Here is a 16,187-nt window from a genome sequence, read left to right on the forward strand (position 1 = left end):
GTAGGTGACGCGGACCATGTCGTTGGCGTAACTCGCCTCGGCGGCGTAGACGCCCTCGCAGGGCCGCGCGGTTCCCGAGACGAACGCCTCGCAGGTGGCGCAGTGCATCCCGTCGACGGCCATGTAGGTCCGCGCGGCGTCGTCGGGCACTTCGTCTGGCTCGCCCGCGAGTTCGCGTTCGACCGTCTCGGGGTCGGCGCTCGCGGCGGCGCCGAGCGCGCGGGTGATTTCGAGACAGCCGCGACAGCAGAACTCGCCGTCCACCCGACCCGGCGTGGAACGCGGACCTGTGCCGCCGCGTCCGCGACGCCGTCTCGGCGCCCGTGCTCTGCGCGGGCGGCATCCGCGAGCGCGGCGAAATCGACCGACTGCTCGGAGACGCCTGCGCCGCCGTCGGGATGGCCCGGCCGTTCTACGCCGAACCGGAACTCCCGGCGCGACTGCTCGGCCGCGCCGTGTCGGCCGACACGCGGGTCGTCTGCGAGAACTGCAACAACTGCGCGGTGCCGCAGGCGCCGGGCGCGCCGGGCGTCTGTCGAACCCCCGCGGTGTTGGCTCGCGCGGGGACCCTCAGAATGGAGGGCGCGTAGAGCAGGTCTGCGAGCTCCATCCCAAACACACTCAACGACCTGCTCGTTCCTCAAACTGGCTTAACTAGACAGTGCCTACCGTAGACATCAAACAATAGTCAAAGAAGAAGGGTGGATACAGATTGAATTAGAACACCCACAGGCTCGGAGATTTGTTGAAGAACATGACATAGAAGTAAGAGCCTTCTGTGTACATCCCATCGGAAATCAACCCCCAGAACCGTTTGTAAAGCCACATATCCGAATTTCTGACATCGAAAAAGTATACCGGGAATTCGAATAGATGATTCTATTCTTCAGTCGCAATGACGGGATCAATTTCCAAAGAACGTGGGAAAAGGGATTGGACAGTAGAGGTCTGGTATTTAATATACTAAATGTCGGTTTGTAGCACCGACAGAGATCAAAATGCGGATGTGTTTACATCACACCCATATTGTCTCACGAAACATCAGATTTTAAATCTTGTGCAATATGGCCCAAAAGATAAACAAATCTTCTCTATTATGAAAATTTTCCATAAATTATAAGTATATGACTAATTATCGTAATATACGAACCGCTCCCCGAGTATTTTACTTGGGCGAAACGCCCTCTTATCTCAGGCGAAAAATGGAGATCTCAATGAAATCAAAAAACTATGTCAGCTATACAACCGACAGAAGCAACGACCGACGTACAGAACTCAGAAACACTACTTAGCGACCTCTGGACCCTAGAAAACTGGGTCTGCTGGTCATACCAAGAACGAGACGGAAAGAAAACTAAAGTACCAAAATCTCCACACGGAGGATTTGCGAAAAGCAATGATTCCTCTACGTGGGGAACCTACGAAGAAGCTCTCTCTTACTCGAATTCTAACTCCAACATCGACGGAATCGGATTCATGTTCTCTACAGATAATTTCATAATGGGGATTGACCTTGACGACGTTCGAGACCCCGATACAGGAGAACTTGTTCCGTGGGCCGAAGATGTAATCGAGACCGTTGACTCCTACACAGAAATTTCCCCTTCTGGAACTGGTGTTCACATTCTTGTTGAAGGTCAACTAGGGCCAGATTCAGATAATAAACAGAAGCATGACGAAGGGGAGACTGAAATTGAAATGTATGACCGGAAACGGTTCTTCACGATGACTTTTGACCACCTCGAAGATACTTCAAAATCAGTTGAAATGCGACCTGATGAGGTGTCTGAAGTATACACAAAATATGTTGAAGAGGAAGAGGATGAAGAGCCTCAAACGGCTACTGCGGAGCCTTCAACCAATCTTTCTCTGGAGGATGACGAAGTAATTGAGAAAGCCAAGAACGCCTCGAATGGGCGAGAATTCGAACGGCTTTGGAGCGGAGACCTTTCTGGTCACGATGGAGACCACAGCCGAGCAGACATGGCTCTTCTTTCCCATCTTGCGTTTTGGACGCAGAAAGATACGAGCCAGATGGAACGTCTCTTCGAAAAATCTGGACTTGGTAAGAGGCCAAAATGGCAGGCAAGAGAAGACTACAGAAGCCGCTCTATCAATAAGGCAATTTCCGGGTGTATGGACGTTTACGACCCAGAGACAACAGAAGCAGATACCAACTCTGAGTACCCTGAAGCCGGTGATATAGTCAAGCAGAACGGAGTCTACAAACAACGAAAAATCGAATTCCAAAACGACGAGAAGACTGTTGTATTCGATAAAATCAGCAACTTCGTTTTCCATACACAGTCTATTATCCGGTCTCCAATAGACAACTCAATCCAGTACGAAGTAGAAGCTAGAACACCATCAGGGAAGTCTGTAACCTTCGTCCTCGAAGGAAGTATCTTTGCCAACCCGTCCAAATTCACAGAGTTTGTGAACAAGTATGGAGCGTACAAATGGGAAGGGTCAAAGAACCAACTTCAACATATCCACGAAATAGTAGCTGAACAAGACGCACCTGAGAAAGAACTTACCAACAAGATTGGACTCCAAGACGGCCAGCTTGTCACTCCAAACGGTGTTTTCACTGCTGATGGTTCAGATGGGAATTTCGTACTTTCGCACACTGGTAAAGGGTCTTCACTTGCTAATTTATGGCAGTTAGACGACCTCGATGGAATCGATGAGGATGAAGTGAAAGACATACTCGAAACCCTCCCAAGAACAAGGAATTTTGAACGATTCTTACCTGTTCTTGGATTCGTTTACTCTACAGGTCTAAGTCCATATATCCGTGATAGGGAAGGCGAATATCCCGGTTTATCTATCACAGCAGATTCAGGAGCAGGAAAGTCCACAACAATGGAACAAGTCTTTAAGTGCATGGGTATTTCCGGCGACCCTATTGACCCGCAAACAAAACCAGCACGACGGAATGACATGGTTTCAACCTGCTCTATCCCCCTCTGGTTTGACGAATTCAAGGTTTCAGAACGAAGCCCTGACGATTTGAACGACTTCAACACAAAGTTTAGAACTAGTACAAAAGGAGGTGTAATCCCTGTGTCCAACATCGACCGAACACAGCAGATGCTCAAGCTGAACGCTCCAACAATTGTGTCCTCAGAGGAACACTTTGCTAATCCTGCTGAGGCACGCCGATTAATTGGTGTTCAGTTCAAATCCGACGTACCAGACCAAGAGAAGTTCGTTCAAGCACTTCAGGATTTAGAGCTTAACGACCTCCAGAACCACGCAAAAGCATACTACAAACTCACACTGAATACGTCAAAAGAATTTGAACAAAAACAGTGGAAAGACATCAAGAGATACGTTGTTCAGTGGCTCCGAGACAATGGTTTTGAACAGATTCGAGGGGCACGGCGGAACAGCATCACGACCGTCATGTACGGTCTTAACGTCTATTCTCGTCTTTGTGAAGAGTACGATGCAGAAAAGCCATACACAGACGATGATGTGTATGAAGCACTGACGTACACAGCTAATCAGGTCTCACCAGAGAACAGCCAGACACACGCCGAGCAATTCCTTCAGTTAGTAAGCCAAGCCGCTCACAAGATGGAATTAGAGTACGGTGTTGACTACTCAATCATCAAACAAGGGACAGACGACGAAGAACTTCACATCAAACTTGAAACTGTATTCGGTGAAGTGAATAAGATGGTTAAGCAGTCAGGGACCGAGAAATCCTTCGACATTCTCAATTCCACAAAGGACTACAGAGAACGGTTTGCAGAACTCGAAGAGCAGGAAAAATACGTCTTAGAAACCTCGAAGGTCGATAAGAATCTTGGACGATGCATTGCCTTCGACATGAATCAAATCGAAGAAATACCACGGGTTGAGAGGAACAGCTTCGTAGCATAACTCAATAATTCTCTTTTTTCTTCTCTCTTACCAACCTCAGTTACAATTAGTTACACCCTCTCCGAAACTGCTTCAGTATGTATTCACAGTTCGAGAAAAGTGCGTAAACCGCTTCAACACACTATTATTATTTCTTTCTAGACTAGATACATAATAATAAGGACTGTGAACACTAAGATAGTTACAAATAGTTACGGGGTGGGTGTAACTTTCCGTAACTGATAGATAGAGACGCTGAACACTGTGGATACTGAGGATAATCTTCGAAAATTTGAGACTCCAGTTACAGGGGGGTGTAATTTTTTATAGCGCTCTCAGGGTACTCAGACCTCTGAATTCCGCAAATGAATTTTTTCAAAGTCAAAAAGTTACGGTGATTTGAACTGAGGTATACATGAAGGCGGTATGAATATAATTTCACACATCAAATTGAAATCACCGTAACTTTTCGGTTTTTGATTTTCTATTCTCTCAAATTCATTCGTTTCAGCATACTCTCTCGTGTATTCTCAGAGTTACGTCCCCCCGTAACTTGGGTGTAGCTGACCCGTAACTCGGGTGTAACTCGAACATCCATTGTGACAATACGTTTGGGATTTGAATCATATTGTGCATATATGGCACAAATCAAGAAATTCCAAACTCAGATTCAGGAAGCATCGACGGCGACCGAGCTACAGAACATCGTGAATTCGATAGAGCAGTTCGCTTCTGATTTTGAAGCCGAATCGTGGATTGCAGAACAAAAGACCATGGACGCATTATATGCATTGCGTGACCAAGCGTACAACAATATGGTTCATGTGCCATAGACAACTCTAATGTCAGAACATGTCAAAAACAACTAAACATCTCTGGTGACCGAATGAGAGTTCGATTCTCTCAGTGTTTTTACCTCCGAAATTCAGGAGGTGACAAACTATGAAATTCAAGGAATTAGAAGAATACGAGCAACGTTTAGACGAAGCACAGACAGAAGACGATTGCAATCAGTTGTTAGACGATCTTCAGAACGAGCCAAAAAAACCACGGCACACCAACTATGAAGAAACTGGTTTTAGACCCGCTTCAGAGGTGTATGACTTAATTTCTGAGTTAGCCGATGAATGCGGAATCACATATGAAGAAGCACATTCGATGGTGGGTGGAAATACTCACGACCAGCTCGTGGAAGACATGATTGACAAACACAAAGAACTGCGAAATCTGGTTATGAAAGCAGAGTTCAAATTAGCTGCACTTGAGCTTGATAGAATACTATTATAGAACAGTCGAAGGACACTCTCTTTTTACTGTTATCCAGCTTCATGGGGTTCGTACTTTGCCTTACCAAGACCACCAGTGTGAACTTCGAGAAGGAATGATTCAATATGTTCAAGTCGGTCTCGAAGTTCTTGATTTTCTCCACGTAGCTCCTTGTTTTTGGCTTTAATCTCTTCCATGTGTCCAGCCAGCATCTTCATAGCCTTTTTGACGGCTTCTTTTTGCTCTTCTCGCTGTTCTTTTTCGTCGTCAATGTGAACCGCCATCTCTTCTATTGAAGCTTCAATCTGGGCGATTTTCGTCTCGATTCGAGATATCTTACCGACAGTCGATTGTATCTCTTCCCTGTTCTTTGAAACCTCGCCGGAAACTTTGGAATAGTAGTGTTTAGATGTCTCTTCCTGTGATTCTGTTTCCTCCACAAAAGCTGTTCTAAGCCTCTCTACCTCGCCCTTGAGTCCAAACACCTGACTTCTTAGGTCTTCCATGCTGGCACGGTTTTCAGATGAAACAGGCTCCTCGACTCCAGCGAAACCCTCCTCCACAAGTTCTGCTCCAGGTTCTGTGAGAATGTATAGTGATGGCGGGATCCGGTTTGTGTCCATCTCGTCTTTGGATCTTTGATCTTTACACAGAATGTCTCTATCGACCAACTCCCCGAGAATCCGCTTGATGGTGGGTTTTGACAAATCGTCCCAATCTGAATTTTCCCAGTGTTCCCGAATTTGGATTGTGTCAGCTTGTGGTCTACCTTCTGAATCTTCTTCTTGTGATTGTAGAATGCAGAGGATAATCCGTTGTTCTTTTTCTGATAATGTGCGCACAAATATGTGAAAGATCTCAAATACTATGCGTGTTTTGACTATCTCAAATGATTATCTCGGAGAACTAGTTTAGAATATCTCAAACTCGATCCCAACACCATTGTAGGGAAATACATAGTATTTCCCGTAATACAAATAGTAGAAGATAGGGTTCTCTGACCCCGGAAATTTCTTTCAGAAACCTCTCAAAGAGAGTCCTCACCATGGGGTTTCCCAGATATAACTCTTAGAGATAATCTCTTTATCACATTGATAGAGGATTCAAGATTCTGAATCTCATCTCACTCAAATCTGTTATGCGTGAATAGAGAGTGTGAATTCTATTTTACTAGGGCTTTGCAAGGGCTATTGGGGAAGGCAACAGTGGTGCTATTGGGTAATCAAATGGTCACCGTCTGGAAAGAATACTTAAGAGCCATTTACTTGCAAACTACGGTGAACAAGGCCAATCCCATCATAATCGTCCATCGACGACGCTTAATTTCGTTGATGACCGGTCGCAATCCATTACGGTCAATATACTCGTCTATCGCTTGGAATGAAACTACCATACACACTCCCAGATAATGAGCCACACCGAAATCCACATTCCCGGTGGATGAACGCTCTGTAGGTAGGTTACTATAGCGATTAATGGAGACTCTCTTACCCTCAAAAGAGACTCTGACTACCTCGCCGCTAGGGGACTTAATTAAAAACGATTTTAGATCTCCTTGGTTGCGTTCGAAAATACCATCCTCCCTGACCTCACCGTAAACAGTTGCAGATGTTACCTGTGGACTGGGATGGTTGAACTCTGCTTCAACTGTGTTCCAACCATGGTTTGTCAAGGCTTCGTGAACATCCAGGTAGTCTCTCGGTGCAAGGGTCTCTGAACTAATCTCGGCTGAAGATATTGCTGCACCCAATTTGATCCCTCGTGTAGATAATTCAACTTGTGTGTGGAGTGTATTCAGTGTTTTCCCTCAAGATAATAATCTACCCAGGAAGGGTAACGGAGCCACCGTAGGATGGGCAAACCTACGACCCATCCACACCGGTGGCAAGTCAAGAAGCGGTCACCGTGGAGTCGCCGGACATACGCTTGGCAGTTTGGACACGTACCTTCGTTTCTCGTCGTGCTATAGTAGTCAGACTTGAGCTGACGAGCGTACGTTGGTCCGAACTCAATTTTGTAAACCCATGTGTCTCCCTTCGTGATTAGGTAGTCACCAAAGTCTTTCAGTTGCCAGCCATCATCCTGGTAAACCTTTCTCACCCAACGTGGCGGGTCGTCAAGTTGCTCCCACGTCATAGCTGCTTAGCTCCTCTAATTGTTGTATTGACACATTTATTAAATATATGGCATCCCGTGCGTAGTCTTCGTCAACATTTTCGACAGAGCGGTGACTTACTGGGTTCCGAAGAGCTTGAAATGCGCCACGGTACAGGAACATGGCTCCATCTTGTTCTCCCTCTGTCTCACCGAAAGATAATTTTACGCCATCTGAGTGAAACGCCTGAAGATCCAATTTTGCACCGGTTGTATTCTGGGCGAAGTCACCAGTGTCAGGCCTGCCCTGACGATTTGTTGTCTCCAATTGACAACAAGGACTATCCCGATGGGAACACGTCAGCAAGTATGGCAATCCTCGAACACGTAGAGACAGGCGAACGAGTTGAGATAGATGGCGAGCTTCCTTTTGGAGCAGGGTATGTGGTTGAGGGGTACGATGAAGAGAATGAAGAGTTATGGGAAGAAGAACGGGTTGAGATGGACGGGGAGGAATATCGAGTCATCGACGATGGTGTCGAAATGGTGACTCTTGGAGAGGACGACGAGTGAAAATGCTGGAGGCAGAGACTGAACTCGTCTGGGTCAAAGATCCCGAGGAGGTTGACTACCTGAGAGAGTTCAAATTCCACAGTCGGAAAGCAAAAGGGGAGCCACCAAAGGGATCGCTTCGTGGAGATTACATCCTCTTTGGGTATACCGAGGTTGATAAAGACGACTACGACTCAAAGCGAAATCAAAGAAGAAGGCAGTACGAACGTCGGATGTTCATCCTCAAGGAAGCAGATAGAGGGGGGCCGAAGTGGGATGGGAAGGCGTTCAGTAGGTACACACCGAAGGAGGCCGTTGACCCAAGAGAGATCGAAGTTGGGATCGAGTCAGAGGCTCTCACTCCCTGAAATCCACTTCCGGTCAATAAATCAGAGATATGGTCGCTACATTACAGATGGTTCTTGGTCTACTTCGTGACCTCGGAATTCTAGCTGCTGGGGCATGGCTACTTGCTCACGTTTCGAAAGTCGCAATTAAACAGTATTTCGACAAGCAACTGGAATCGTACCAAACAGAGCTTGACAAGGAGGCAGTGAAGTTCACCGACTTGCACCAGAAACGAGCAGAGATTATCGGAGAGTTCTACGTGAAACTATCCGAGTTCGATCAAGATATGCGGGCGCTGGTAGATCCGATGTTTTCACGGGGCGAAACATCCAGAGAGGAGAAGATTGAGATTGCCGCCAAGTCTGGAGAGGAGCTTCAGAGGTTCTACCTGAGGAACAAAGTCTATTTTTCGTCTGATATCTGTGGGACAATGGATGATCTTCTGGGGGAGTACCGTGATATGTTCCACGACTTTTCTGTTGCGAAGATTCACGACGCAGGGGAGTCACTTCCTGGCTCAGAGAAGCGGATAGAAAAATGGCAAGAGAACTGGGAATCGCTTACTAAGGATGAAATTCCTGTGTTGAGGGAAGAGTTACAGAGCCAATTTCGAGACATACTCGGCGTGTCTTAGAAGCATTCTTCTAAGATATGCTACCGTCACAAAGTCGAGAGAATTTAGCTCACCACCCCTTGGCATAATGATACTGATTTGATGTAGGTACTCACTTCCGATTTCTGATTGTCCAACTGCCAATATCGTGGACTAGGCGGGCCAAAAACGGCTTTAGGGATTTTCACTCTCCTAGGTTTTTATATTCAATGCGCTCTAATGTGTGACTGTCTCCCATCTGAGAACAATTCGGAGACCGGACATAGCCCACATGAATTCGCCTGTGACAACTACAGACCGGCGTAGAGGCCAGCAAACTCTGATTGCTTCCTTGACTAAGCAGTACCCACAGACTAGGGCAATACTCCGTCTCGAACCCAGCGGGAAGTTCATTGACCTACTCAAAGATGATCCCTCGATAGAACACGTGATGGTAACGCTCAGCAAAGCAGAGCGTGTACTGGAAAACTACGGCGGCTTCAACAACATTCTCCAGCCACATCACAAACTCACTATTGTAGGTACTGAGCCGGATGCTACGGTTACAAATCGAGGTCGTTGGCAGGAGATCGACCTTTATGCCGAATTTGAACGTGAGGCTCGGATTATTCCTGATTGGTTGTGGGTATATCACCGGATGGAGCCAGATCAGCAGCTAGAGAACGTTGAAAAGTACCTCAGCCGGTTTGAATGGCTCTACAAGAGGGCCGAAGAGATGGGATTACCCCATGAAATCACACCACTTGCAAAGGGCGTCTCAATAGATCACTTTGAGGAGTCCAAAGAGACGTTCGACCGACTCGGAATTGACCGGTTTGCAATGTATGGTGTCCAAACACCCAGTCACTACGATTTCTGTGAACGGATTGAGCAGGCTTCAGCCGTTTTGAATCCAGATGGAGTCCTTACCATCGGGAGGGGCTCTCCAAGACAGGTCGGTATGATGCCTGAGATAGTTGACGAGACCGCAGGTTGGCACTGGAAGCGGTACTGTGGGCTGACTTCGGATGGGTATTCACAATACAAATTAGCCATGTGGATTTACAAAATCAAACGAGCGCTGCACGCTGAGCGTACGAACGAGCAGTCACGGATTAGTGATTTCATTCAGGAAACGGAGGTGGCGATCAATGGGTGACGGATCGGGCGCTCCCTACATCAGTCCTGGTGATGATGAGAGTGGATGCAGCTCCGACAATGAAGAACAGCATGTTGAACCTCACCAGACCGGAGTAGACGAATATACAGACTCAGACTCCGATAGCCAATCACCGGAGGACGATGATAGTCCAGACACTCCAGATACATCAACGGCAACAGCCCCTCCATCTGAGACCGAAAATACTGGTGGCGGTGGTGGAGGCGGCGTAATTGGCATTCCTGAAGACGTAGATATCGTTGAGGATTCACCGGACAATTCTGATGAAGAATCTGAGTCTCCTGAGAACGAGCAAACAGATGGTCCTGAATCACCAGAAGAAGAGGTAGACGAGGAGTCGGACGAAAACGAAGACGAGGATGAGGATGAGGATGAAGATCAGGTACCGAAAGTCGTGCAGTACTCAGACGCTTGGGACAATATTGGATGGGGCCTGTATCCAATAATGCTCAAGATCGAGGAGAGGTATGGCGAGGAAGTAGAGACAGATTACCAACTTGTTCCAGTCCGTGACTTCGAATTTCCCGAAGAGATGACCTCGAAGTGGGAGACAGATAGTTATCGCCACAAGATGCCCATCGACACGTCCGTGTGGAAGAAGAACCCACCAGAATCCACTGAGCTTGCAAATCGGGCTTACCTTTCTGCAATGAAGCAAGGAAAGAGTATTGCGAACCAATACCTTCGACGACTTCGTACTGCTGCCATTGTTGAGGGGTTAAACATCGAAAACAAGGATACCCTCTTCGAGTTAGCGAGGAACGTCGGACTTGACACTGATCAATTGGAGGCATCATGGAACGAGATCAATGTTCGAACAAGTACACGTGATCCGAACCCTCCGATTACCAAAATCCACGTTGACGGTGAAGAAGTCACACAGCACGGTTACCTCCACTATGACGATATTGTGGATATCTTTGACCAGGCAGGGATCGAAAGCAATGAACCCCGGCCTTTGCCGAAGTTCGTAACCGAGTACGGCCCAGTGACTACCAAGGAAGTCATGAGTGTATATGAATGGGACCGTGAGCACGCTGTAGAAGAACTGCAGCAACGAGGCGAAATCATCCCCGTCAAGATTGGTGTTGGTAGGTTCTGGGTACGGCAATAACTGTCTCATACGGGTATGTGATCACTCGCCTGTATCTGACCAAACGCCACGTACAGAGCCGCTTCTACTGAAGTAGATCTACAAATTCGCCCATATCATCTAATACTTTGAGCTCTGTACTACTGCCCAAATCATCGAAGATTGACTCAACCAAACCCACATTCTTCCATTTCGACTCAATTAAGAGAATATCACAGTTCGTAATAATGGCGTGTGTGATGATTTCCATATCTGCTATATCGGTATATTTGAGGTTCTCATTGGGGTCCATTTTCTCAATTCTCTTTGCTTGAACCACCTTAGCAACAACTTCAGAATCACCTCTCTCGTCGTAACTGAATGTTCCTGTACCAGGATCAAGATCAAATAGAAGTGCCTTCACATATTCTTCCCCGTACTCGTCGCTAACTGACTTCAGATACTGCATCGCTTCTTTGTATTCTTCGTGACCCTCCCAATCTGAAATCCGAAATAGGTACTTCAGTGTCTTTACATCCCCAAAGTCTTGTGTGTCAGAGACCGCCCGGTGCTTCTCCTCAGTTTTTGGAATCAGTGATAGAGGACTCGTCGAAGTGCTGTATGAATTCCCTGTGTAATCCTGTGGTGGGATATAAGTCGAGACTACTGAGGGTATCATCTCGGAAAGCTCGTCTTGCTCGCTATACTTGATTAGGTCAATAAAGTTCCCGTAGCTAAACAGAACCTCTATATTGTTCTCGTAGACGGCCCGAGCGAACTTGTCAAATAAATCCTGGCGGTGGTCTTTGAAGCTAATCCAATAGCTTGTGTCGAGAATTACTTTGATCGTCTTTGTCTCCTCGTTAGAAGTCGTTTGTTTCTCGATTCGCATATTCCCTATTGTTGTCGTTTGTTGAGGAATCCACCAATCAACTTCTCCGATGCCATCTGGAAACAAAGCAAGGCGTAAAGCGCCTCCTCCTCGGTGATTTCATACTCATTAGCATGAGAAATTTGGTTTCGCAGCCACCATAGAGGTGAGATGGTCTTGCCGATGAGTGATGGCAGCCCCTCTTCGGTTTTATCTAGCTTATTCAGCCTGCCGGCCATATTACTTGACAAATCCTCTTCGTCGTATATCTCGACGGAAAGTATCTCGATCAGTTTCTCCGCAGCCCGACCAAGGTCTCGGATGGTGTCTCCGTATTCTTCGTCCTCGAACTCCCGAACGGCTTTTTGATAGTCACAGAAAAGGTCCGATTCTGAACTGACAACTTCGTTAAGGAGACTTTGGACTCGATGCTGGTCGAACAGCGGTTCGAAACCTGGATTCTCTGAGCCCTCAATGTCTGGGTCAAAGTCTGGATGTAGAGAAATGATCTTGTCGAAGAAATTTAGCAACTTCTCAGCGTTTCTGTTATCCTTGCCACCGTCGTTACTCTCCTCGTAGGTGAATATGTATGGCAACACAGTCCCCGACCGCATGAATTCTATTCGGTCATCTTCGACTTGAATTGTCATCTCTTCTAATCCTTCCTTCTCATTAGGTGATTGATTCCATGGTGTGATCGACGAGATACCATCCTCAATATCGACTGTCATCGCTTGTCTTCGGATGACTTCCTCTGAGAAGCAGTCTGCGAGGAAATCACGTATAGCGACTACTTTCGACCAATCGTCGAATGTGACCTGAAGAAATGATGAGTTATAGTTTGAACCAATCGGATCACAGTGAAACGCCAATGTATTTTCATCTATTAGGTTGTCTCCTCGAAAATATGCAGTGATTCTGAGAGTGACTTCAAATGTGTAATCACCAGTTCCTTCAGTAGATTTGAGAAAGACTTCTGCTTCGTCTTGGTACATGTAGGGGTGTTCAGTTTTCTCTCGGAAATATCCCTTAGTCGCCTCTTGGAATTTAACCGTGACTTCGAACGCTCAGTATCTAATAGAAATACCCAGACAGGTCGATTACCTGATTTCCAAACCGCCTTTTTTGCTGATGAAATTTCTTGACTGCTCCGGAGTATTGACCGCTGTGAATTAGTTGTGTATCTCCGGAAAACATCATTATGACTACTTGTAAGACGGCTCCAACAACGAGTGCCATCAAGAAAGAAGTTGAGCTGAGAGCAATCACAAGACCGACGTTTAGAGACGAGTAGAGTAGATACGATATATCATAGTACCAACTTGGAAGCTTTGTGTTGGACCAATAAGCGATCAGACCGACGATACCAATAGCAACGCCAACGTCTACGTATAGCCCTAACCAAATTCCGACTTGCTCGATGGACAAGACGTGGATTGTCAATGCGATAGCGTTAGCGAATGAAGTCATTCGAGAGACGTAGTATTTCTCGCTCACGTAGCCAACGACGAGAAGAGATGATTCGGTCAGTATCAACAGCAGAGAAGGGGGAAGTTGGTCAAATATCATTGAAACAGACTATACCATCTTACAACTTAACTGACTGGGGGGAGAAATTGAGGGTTAGAATGGATATTCCGCCGGGACCGTCGAAACTACGATATTTTACAATCCTTCTAGTAGCAACTGCCCTGCTACTTGCCTTTGGTGCTGTTCTCTCCGAAGCATACGGCTTCACGCTCTTAGAAGACGTTATGATTTATTTTGCAAACCACACGCTACTCTTGTTTGAACTAGCTGGAGTTATTTCATTGACTGGGTTTTTAATCAAAGTCCATCAGCGCATCAACTAGCTCATGTCTATCTTAACCACTGTTGGCTTAGTCATAGACTTGGTTGGAGCAGTTGTGATTCTGGCCGCTGATTTCCCAGATTTGAGAGATGAATTTGCATACTATTCACCACGATTAAGTCACGTAGAGCGTCTGAAACGTGATTTGAAGAGCAGGAGACCGAGTGGTGTGAAGATATCTCCTGAACACAAAGCGTACAGTGACCTAATCGACATTTTAGAGGAAAAGAATCTGGAACCAATAGACGGAGAGATTGTGTTTGGAAATATCGGTCTGAGCCGATTTGTCGTCCACGCAACTCGGAAAACAGACCAACACCGTCTAGCGACAGAGGATATCCAGACTTGGATTGAGAACTGGACTGAAAAGCATATTCGCCGTCTCGGTCTCAGTTTTCTCGTTATTGGATTTTTGTCACAACTCATTGATTCTGTGTTGGTTTGATTAGGTTCTATGAATTTTTCAGATGGCGCAAACCCACCTTCTTGGAGACACTCAACAGTTCAGCCCAGTGATTTTCAGTATACAAGGCGGTTAGCACAAGGCGCACTAATTTCAGCCAAATTTTTTGTAAATTCCTTTCAGCATAATCAATCCCCAGACTCCAAGGAGCAATTTTCCGAGAGGTGATGTATTTTGGAGAGCAGTATTAACAGTCGGAGTGACTTTGGGGACAAAGTACGCCGTAATGCCAGCTATAGCAACCCCACTTAGTAACCACCGCCAGAAGTCGTTGTCTTTGCTGATGAATTGCTTTGTCTTTGGGTCTTGTGGCTGGTTTGCACCGTGTTCTTCACCTCTAACGTGGTTGGCGACATACAAGCCAAGAAGGAGAGCAAGCACGCCTGAAACAGTCCAACTCGGGAGAGCCATACCTACAGTGAGTCTTTGTTCAGCCGGTAATAGATTCTGTCCTCATACACATCCACGTCATCAGGCAATCTTTCACGAACCTGTTCATACTCGTCTTCGTTGATTGTTACCTCCGCTATTTTGTCGATTCTAAATTCACGTTTTTCCAGTATACCCTCATCGACCAACGTCTCCATAGTATAGTGAGCTACAGCGTTCTTCTGAGCAACGCCGATTAATTGATACGTTTGCTCTTCAGTAGACATCTCATCTGAAGACGGCCATTCAATCTCCGGGTATATTTCGCCTCGAACTTCTGCTGGTGTCCAGATTTTTTCAGGATTATCTTTCAAAAGTTGGACTATCCTATCACGCAGAGATGGCTGGGGTTCGCCTCTTTGCCAGTCTACCATATTCGAAACTTGTCTATGGGATTTAATAAATACTTGGCATAACTCTCTGTGTCGTCTATTACAAGATCCCACGACAAGGTGTAAGCAGGATGGATAATACGCTGAACTAACGATAATATGTATTATCGCAACCACCTTCTCCCTGAACACTCTAATTTTTGCTCCAAACCCCTGATTTCGACCGAATAGACGTACCTTCACACTAAATCAATCTTCCCCGAATTCTCTGAACAATCGAATACTTATAAGACACCGATAGTTGTTTAACATATTAAATATATTATTTAAACACATATGCAAAAAAGGCAATCAGAAAAGTCGATTTGGCTGAGTGAGTCGGAACGAGATGATTTGGAGATGGAAGCAACGTCGAACAGAGACAGACTGATTATTCAGTTTGGTTCACTGTGTGGATTGAGAATCAGTGAAATTCGCACCCTTCGTGTTCGAGACCTCTTTGAGCGTGAGATAGATGGTAAGAAACGCTACTTTGTTCGTGTCGGTGAAGAAGTCACGAAGACTGCTCAAGCAAAACGTGAAGTCTGGGTTCCAAAACAAGTGTATCAAAACGCCGCAATCGAAGCTAAGAATCGAGAACTTGGTTCAGACGACTATCTTCTACAGTCTCGAAACGGTGGGTCTCTATCGTCAGCCGCTGCAAGGAATGTCGTCAAGAAGCTTGCACAAGCTCGATACAAAGACACAGGAGATGAACGGTGGAAGTACGTATCCTCACATGATATGCGCCGATATCACGCTAACAGACTCATCAACGAACTAGATGCAGATATCAATATCGTGCTGTACCAAATGGGATGGTCTTCGTTTCAGTCTGCACTTCCATACCTGAGACGAGCGAACCCTGAAGACACGGCTAAAGAAATGATTGAAATCGGCTTAGAATAGATTCAGTACCCGTACCAAATCCACCGAGACAGGCGTTTATACTTCTTTCTCAATTTTTCCATTGTTTCTCTAAGATACACGTCTACAATCACGTCTGTCCAAACTGTGTACGCTATCATTGACCCTAGCCCTACGCCATAGACCGTCAGTTTGAGCGGCATCCACAACAAGACCAACAAGCAGTATCCAAACAACAACACTGCACCGATATATTCGACGGAAAACACCGGGTACAGGTCGTGTACCAGAAAAACAGCCAGTCCAGCCGGTATCACATGATATCGTGGAAATACCAATGCTCCGCCGATTAAGAACGCC

General features: G+C 46.2%; 17 protein-coding genes and 2 pseudogenes. 12 read left to right on the plus strand and 7 right to left on the minus strand.

Annotated elements, in window-relative coordinates; translation table 11 throughout:
- A pseudogene (locus E4P24_RS02765) lies at positions 1-267 on the minus strand (cation transporter); the annotation flags it as partial.
- Here E4P24_RS02765 and E4P24_RS02770 point away from each other — a divergent pair.
- The 4 genes and pseudogenes from E4P24_RS02770 to E4P24_RS02785 all read left to right on the plus strand — a co-directional run.
- Positions 267-590, plus strand: a pseudogene (locus tag E4P24_RS02770) (NADH:flavin oxidoreductase); the annotation flags it as partial. The pseudogenes E4P24_RS02765 and E4P24_RS02770 sit on opposite strands and share 1 nt — an antisense overlap.
- 886 nt (positions 591-1,476) lie before the next feature.
- Entirely contained in the window at positions 1,477-3,891 is a 2,415-nt protein-coding gene (locus E4P24_RS02775; RefSeq protein WP_188148073.1) for a hypothetical protein, read from the plus strand.
- Between the two features lie 617 nt (positions 3,892-4,508).
- On the plus strand, positions 4,509-4,703 hold the full coding sequence (locus tag E4P24_RS02780) for a hypothetical protein (protein ID WP_188148074.1): 195 nt from the start codon (positions 4,509-4,511) through the stop codon (positions 4,701-4,703).
- 109 nt (positions 4,704-4,812) lie between these two features.
- Complete coding sequence (locus E4P24_RS02785; RefSeq protein ID WP_188148075.1) at positions 4,813-5,157, plus strand: hypothetical protein; 345 nt, start codon at positions 4,813-4,815, stop codon at positions 5,155-5,157.
- Positions 5,158-5,186: 29 nt separating this feature from the next.
- Here the strand turns inward: E4P24_RS02785 and E4P24_RS02790 are convergent, their stop codons facing one another.
- Both E4P24_RS02790 and E4P24_RS19420 read right to left on the minus strand, forming a co-directional pair.
- Complete coding sequence (locus E4P24_RS02790; RefSeq protein ID WP_188148076.1) at positions 5,187-5,978, minus strand: hypothetical protein; 792 nt, start codon at positions 5,976-5,978, stop codon at positions 5,187-5,189.
- Positions 5,979-7,252: 1,274 nt separating this feature from the next.
- Entirely contained in the window at positions 7,253-7,606 is a 354-nt protein-coding gene (locus E4P24_RS19420) for a TIGR02391 family protein (RefSeq protein ID WP_394354792.1), read from the minus strand.
- Here E4P24_RS19420 and E4P24_RS02800 point away from each other — a divergent pair.
- The 5 genes from E4P24_RS02800 to E4P24_RS02820 all read left to right on the plus strand — a co-directional run bounded on the left by E4P24_RS02800 (position 7,600) and on the right by E4P24_RS02820 (position 11,016).
- Positions 7,600-7,803 carry a hypothetical protein gene (locus E4P24_RS02800; RefSeq protein WP_188148078.1) on the plus strand — a complete coding sequence of 68 codons (204 nt, stop codon included), beginning with the start codon at positions 7,600-7,602 and terminating at the stop codon, positions 7,801-7,803. The two genes, E4P24_RS19420 and E4P24_RS02800, sit on opposite strands and share 7 nt — an antisense overlap.
- A 2-nt stretch (positions 7,804-7,805) precedes the next feature.
- On the plus strand, positions 7,806-8,150 hold the full coding sequence (locus E4P24_RS02805; RefSeq protein WP_188148079.1) for a DUF6009 family protein: 345 nt from the start codon (positions 7,806-7,808) through the stop codon (positions 8,148-8,150).
- 29 nt (positions 8,151-8,179) lie between these two features.
- On the plus strand, positions 8,180-8,764 hold the full coding sequence (locus E4P24_RS02810) for a hypothetical protein (protein ID WP_188148080.1): 585 nt from the start codon (positions 8,180-8,182) through the stop codon (positions 8,762-8,764).
- 310 nt (positions 8,765-9,074) lie between these two features.
- Complete coding sequence (locus E4P24_RS02815; RefSeq protein ID WP_188148081.1) at positions 9,075-9,881, plus strand: hypothetical protein; 807 nt, start codon at positions 9,075-9,077, stop codon at positions 9,879-9,881.
- On the plus strand, positions 9,874-11,016 hold the full coding sequence (locus E4P24_RS02820; protein ID WP_188148082.1) for a DsbA family protein: 1,143 nt from the start codon (positions 9,874-9,876) through the stop codon (positions 11,014-11,016). The genes E4P24_RS02815 and E4P24_RS02820 overlap by 8 nt, the downstream gene beginning before the upstream one ends.
- A gap of 64 nt (positions 11,017-11,080) precedes the next feature.
- Here E4P24_RS02820 and E4P24_RS02825 read toward each other — a convergent pair whose 3' ends face one another.
- Positions 11,081-11,866 carry a hypothetical protein gene (locus E4P24_RS02825; protein WP_188148083.1) on the minus strand — a complete coding sequence of 262 codons (786 nt, stop codon included), beginning with the start codon at positions 11,864-11,866 and terminating at the stop codon, positions 11,081-11,083.
- A gap of 5 nt (positions 11,867-11,871) precedes the next feature.
- Positions 11,872-12,840, minus strand: coding sequence for a hypothetical protein (locus E4P24_RS02830; protein ID WP_188148084.1), 969 nt, complete (start codon positions 12,838-12,840; stop codon positions 11,872-11,874).
- Between the two features lie 522 nt (positions 12,841-13,362).
- Between E4P24_RS02830 and E4P24_RS02835 the strand changes: the two genes are divergently transcribed.
- Together E4P24_RS02835 and E4P24_RS02840 are read left to right on the plus strand one after the other, a co-directional pair.
- The gene (locus tag E4P24_RS02835) at positions 13,363-13,698 is read left to right on the plus strand and encodes a hypothetical protein (protein WP_188148085.1); all 336 of its coding nucleotides are present in this window, start codon (positions 13,363-13,365) and stop codon (positions 13,696-13,698) included.
- A gap of 3 nt (positions 13,699-13,701) precedes the next feature.
- Positions 13,702-14,142, plus strand: a complete 441-nt coding sequence (locus tag E4P24_RS02840) for a hypothetical protein (protein ID WP_188148086.1) — start codon at positions 13,702-13,704, stop codon at positions 14,140-14,142.
- Positions 14,143-14,253: 111 nt separating this feature from the next.
- On the opposite strand, the gene E4P24_RS02845 is transcribed toward E4P24_RS02840, so the two are convergent.
- Both E4P24_RS02845 and E4P24_RS02850 read right to left on the minus strand, forming a co-directional pair.
- The gene (locus E4P24_RS02845; RefSeq protein WP_188148087.1) at positions 14,254-14,571 is read right to left on the minus strand and encodes a hypothetical protein; all 318 of its coding nucleotides are present in this window, start codon (positions 14,569-14,571) and stop codon (positions 14,254-14,256) included.
- Between the two features lie 2 nt (positions 14,572-14,573).
- The gene (locus tag E4P24_RS02850; RefSeq protein ID WP_188148088.1) at positions 14,574-14,963 is read right to left on the minus strand and encodes a hypothetical protein; all 390 of its coding nucleotides are present in this window, start codon (positions 14,961-14,963) and stop codon (positions 14,574-14,576) included.
- Positions 14,964-15,257: 294 nt separating this feature from the next.
- On the opposite strand from E4P24_RS02850, the gene E4P24_RS02855 reads away from it, so the two are divergent.
- A complete protein-coding gene (locus tag E4P24_RS02855; protein WP_223173868.1) occupies positions 15,258-15,869 on the plus strand; it encodes a site-specific integrase in 612 nt (203 codons plus the stop codon).
- The last annotated feature ends 318 nt before the right edge of the window (positions 15,870-16,187 follow it).

The organism is Haloferax sp. AS1, assembly GCF_014530665.1.
GTDB classification, from domain to species: Archaea; Halobacteriota; Halobacteria; order Halobacteriales; family Haloferacaceae; genus Haloferax; species Haloferax volcanii.

Bases quoted from the DNA above. Each gene is read 5' to 3' on its own strand.
- E4P24_RS02775 (WP_188148073.1), top strand. From the start codon at position 1,477: ATGTTCTCTACAGATAATTTCATAATGGGGATTGACCTTGACGACGTT.
- E4P24_RS02780 (WP_188148074.1), top strand. From the start codon at position 4,509: ATGGCACAAATCAAGAAATTCCAAACTCAGATTCAGGAAGCATCGACG.
- E4P24_RS02785 (WP_188148075.1), top strand. From the start codon at position 4,813: ATGAAATTCAAGGAATTAGAAGAATACGAGCAACGTTTAGACGAAGCA.
- E4P24_RS02800 (WP_188148078.1), top strand. From the start codon at position 7,600: ATGGCAATCCTCGAACACGTAGAGACAGGCGAACGAGTTGAGATAGAT.
- E4P24_RS02805 (WP_188148079.1), top strand. From the start codon at position 7,806: ATGCTGGAGGCAGAGACTGAACTCGTCTGGGTCAAAGATCCCGAGGAG.
- E4P24_RS02810 (WP_188148080.1), top strand. From the start codon at position 8,180: ATGGTCGCTACATTACAGATGGTTCTTGGTCTACTTCGTGACCTCGGA.
- E4P24_RS02820 (WP_188148082.1), top strand. From the start codon at position 9,874: ATGGGTGACGGATCGGGCGCTCCCTACATCAGTCCTGGTGATGATGAG.
- E4P24_RS02825 (WP_188148083.1), bottom strand. From the start codon at position 11,866: ATGCGAATCGAGAAACAAACGACTTCTAACGAGGAGACAAAGACGATC.
- E4P24_RS02830 (WP_188148084.1), bottom strand. From the start codon at position 12,840: ATGTACCAAGACGAAGCAGAAGTCTTTCTCAAATCTACTGAAGGAACT.
- E4P24_RS02835 (WP_188148085.1), top strand. From the start codon at position 13,363: ATGATTCGGTCAGTATCAACAGCAGAGAAGGGGGAAGTTGGTCAAATA.
- E4P24_RS02840 (WP_188148086.1), top strand. From the start codon at position 13,702: ATGTCTATCTTAACCACTGTTGGCTTAGTCATAGACTTGGTTGGAGCA.
- E4P24_RS02845 (WP_188148087.1), bottom strand. From the start codon at position 14,571: ATGGCTCTCCCGAGTTGGACTGTTTCAGGCGTGCTTGCTCTCCTTCTT.
- E4P24_RS02850 (WP_188148088.1), bottom strand. From the start codon at position 14,963: ATGGTAGACTGGCAAAGAGGCGAACCCCAGCCATCTCTGCGTGATAGG.
- E4P24_RS02855 (WP_223173868.1), top strand. From the start codon at position 15,258: ATGCAAAAAAGGCAATCAGAAAAGTCGATTTGGCTGAGTGAGTCGGAA.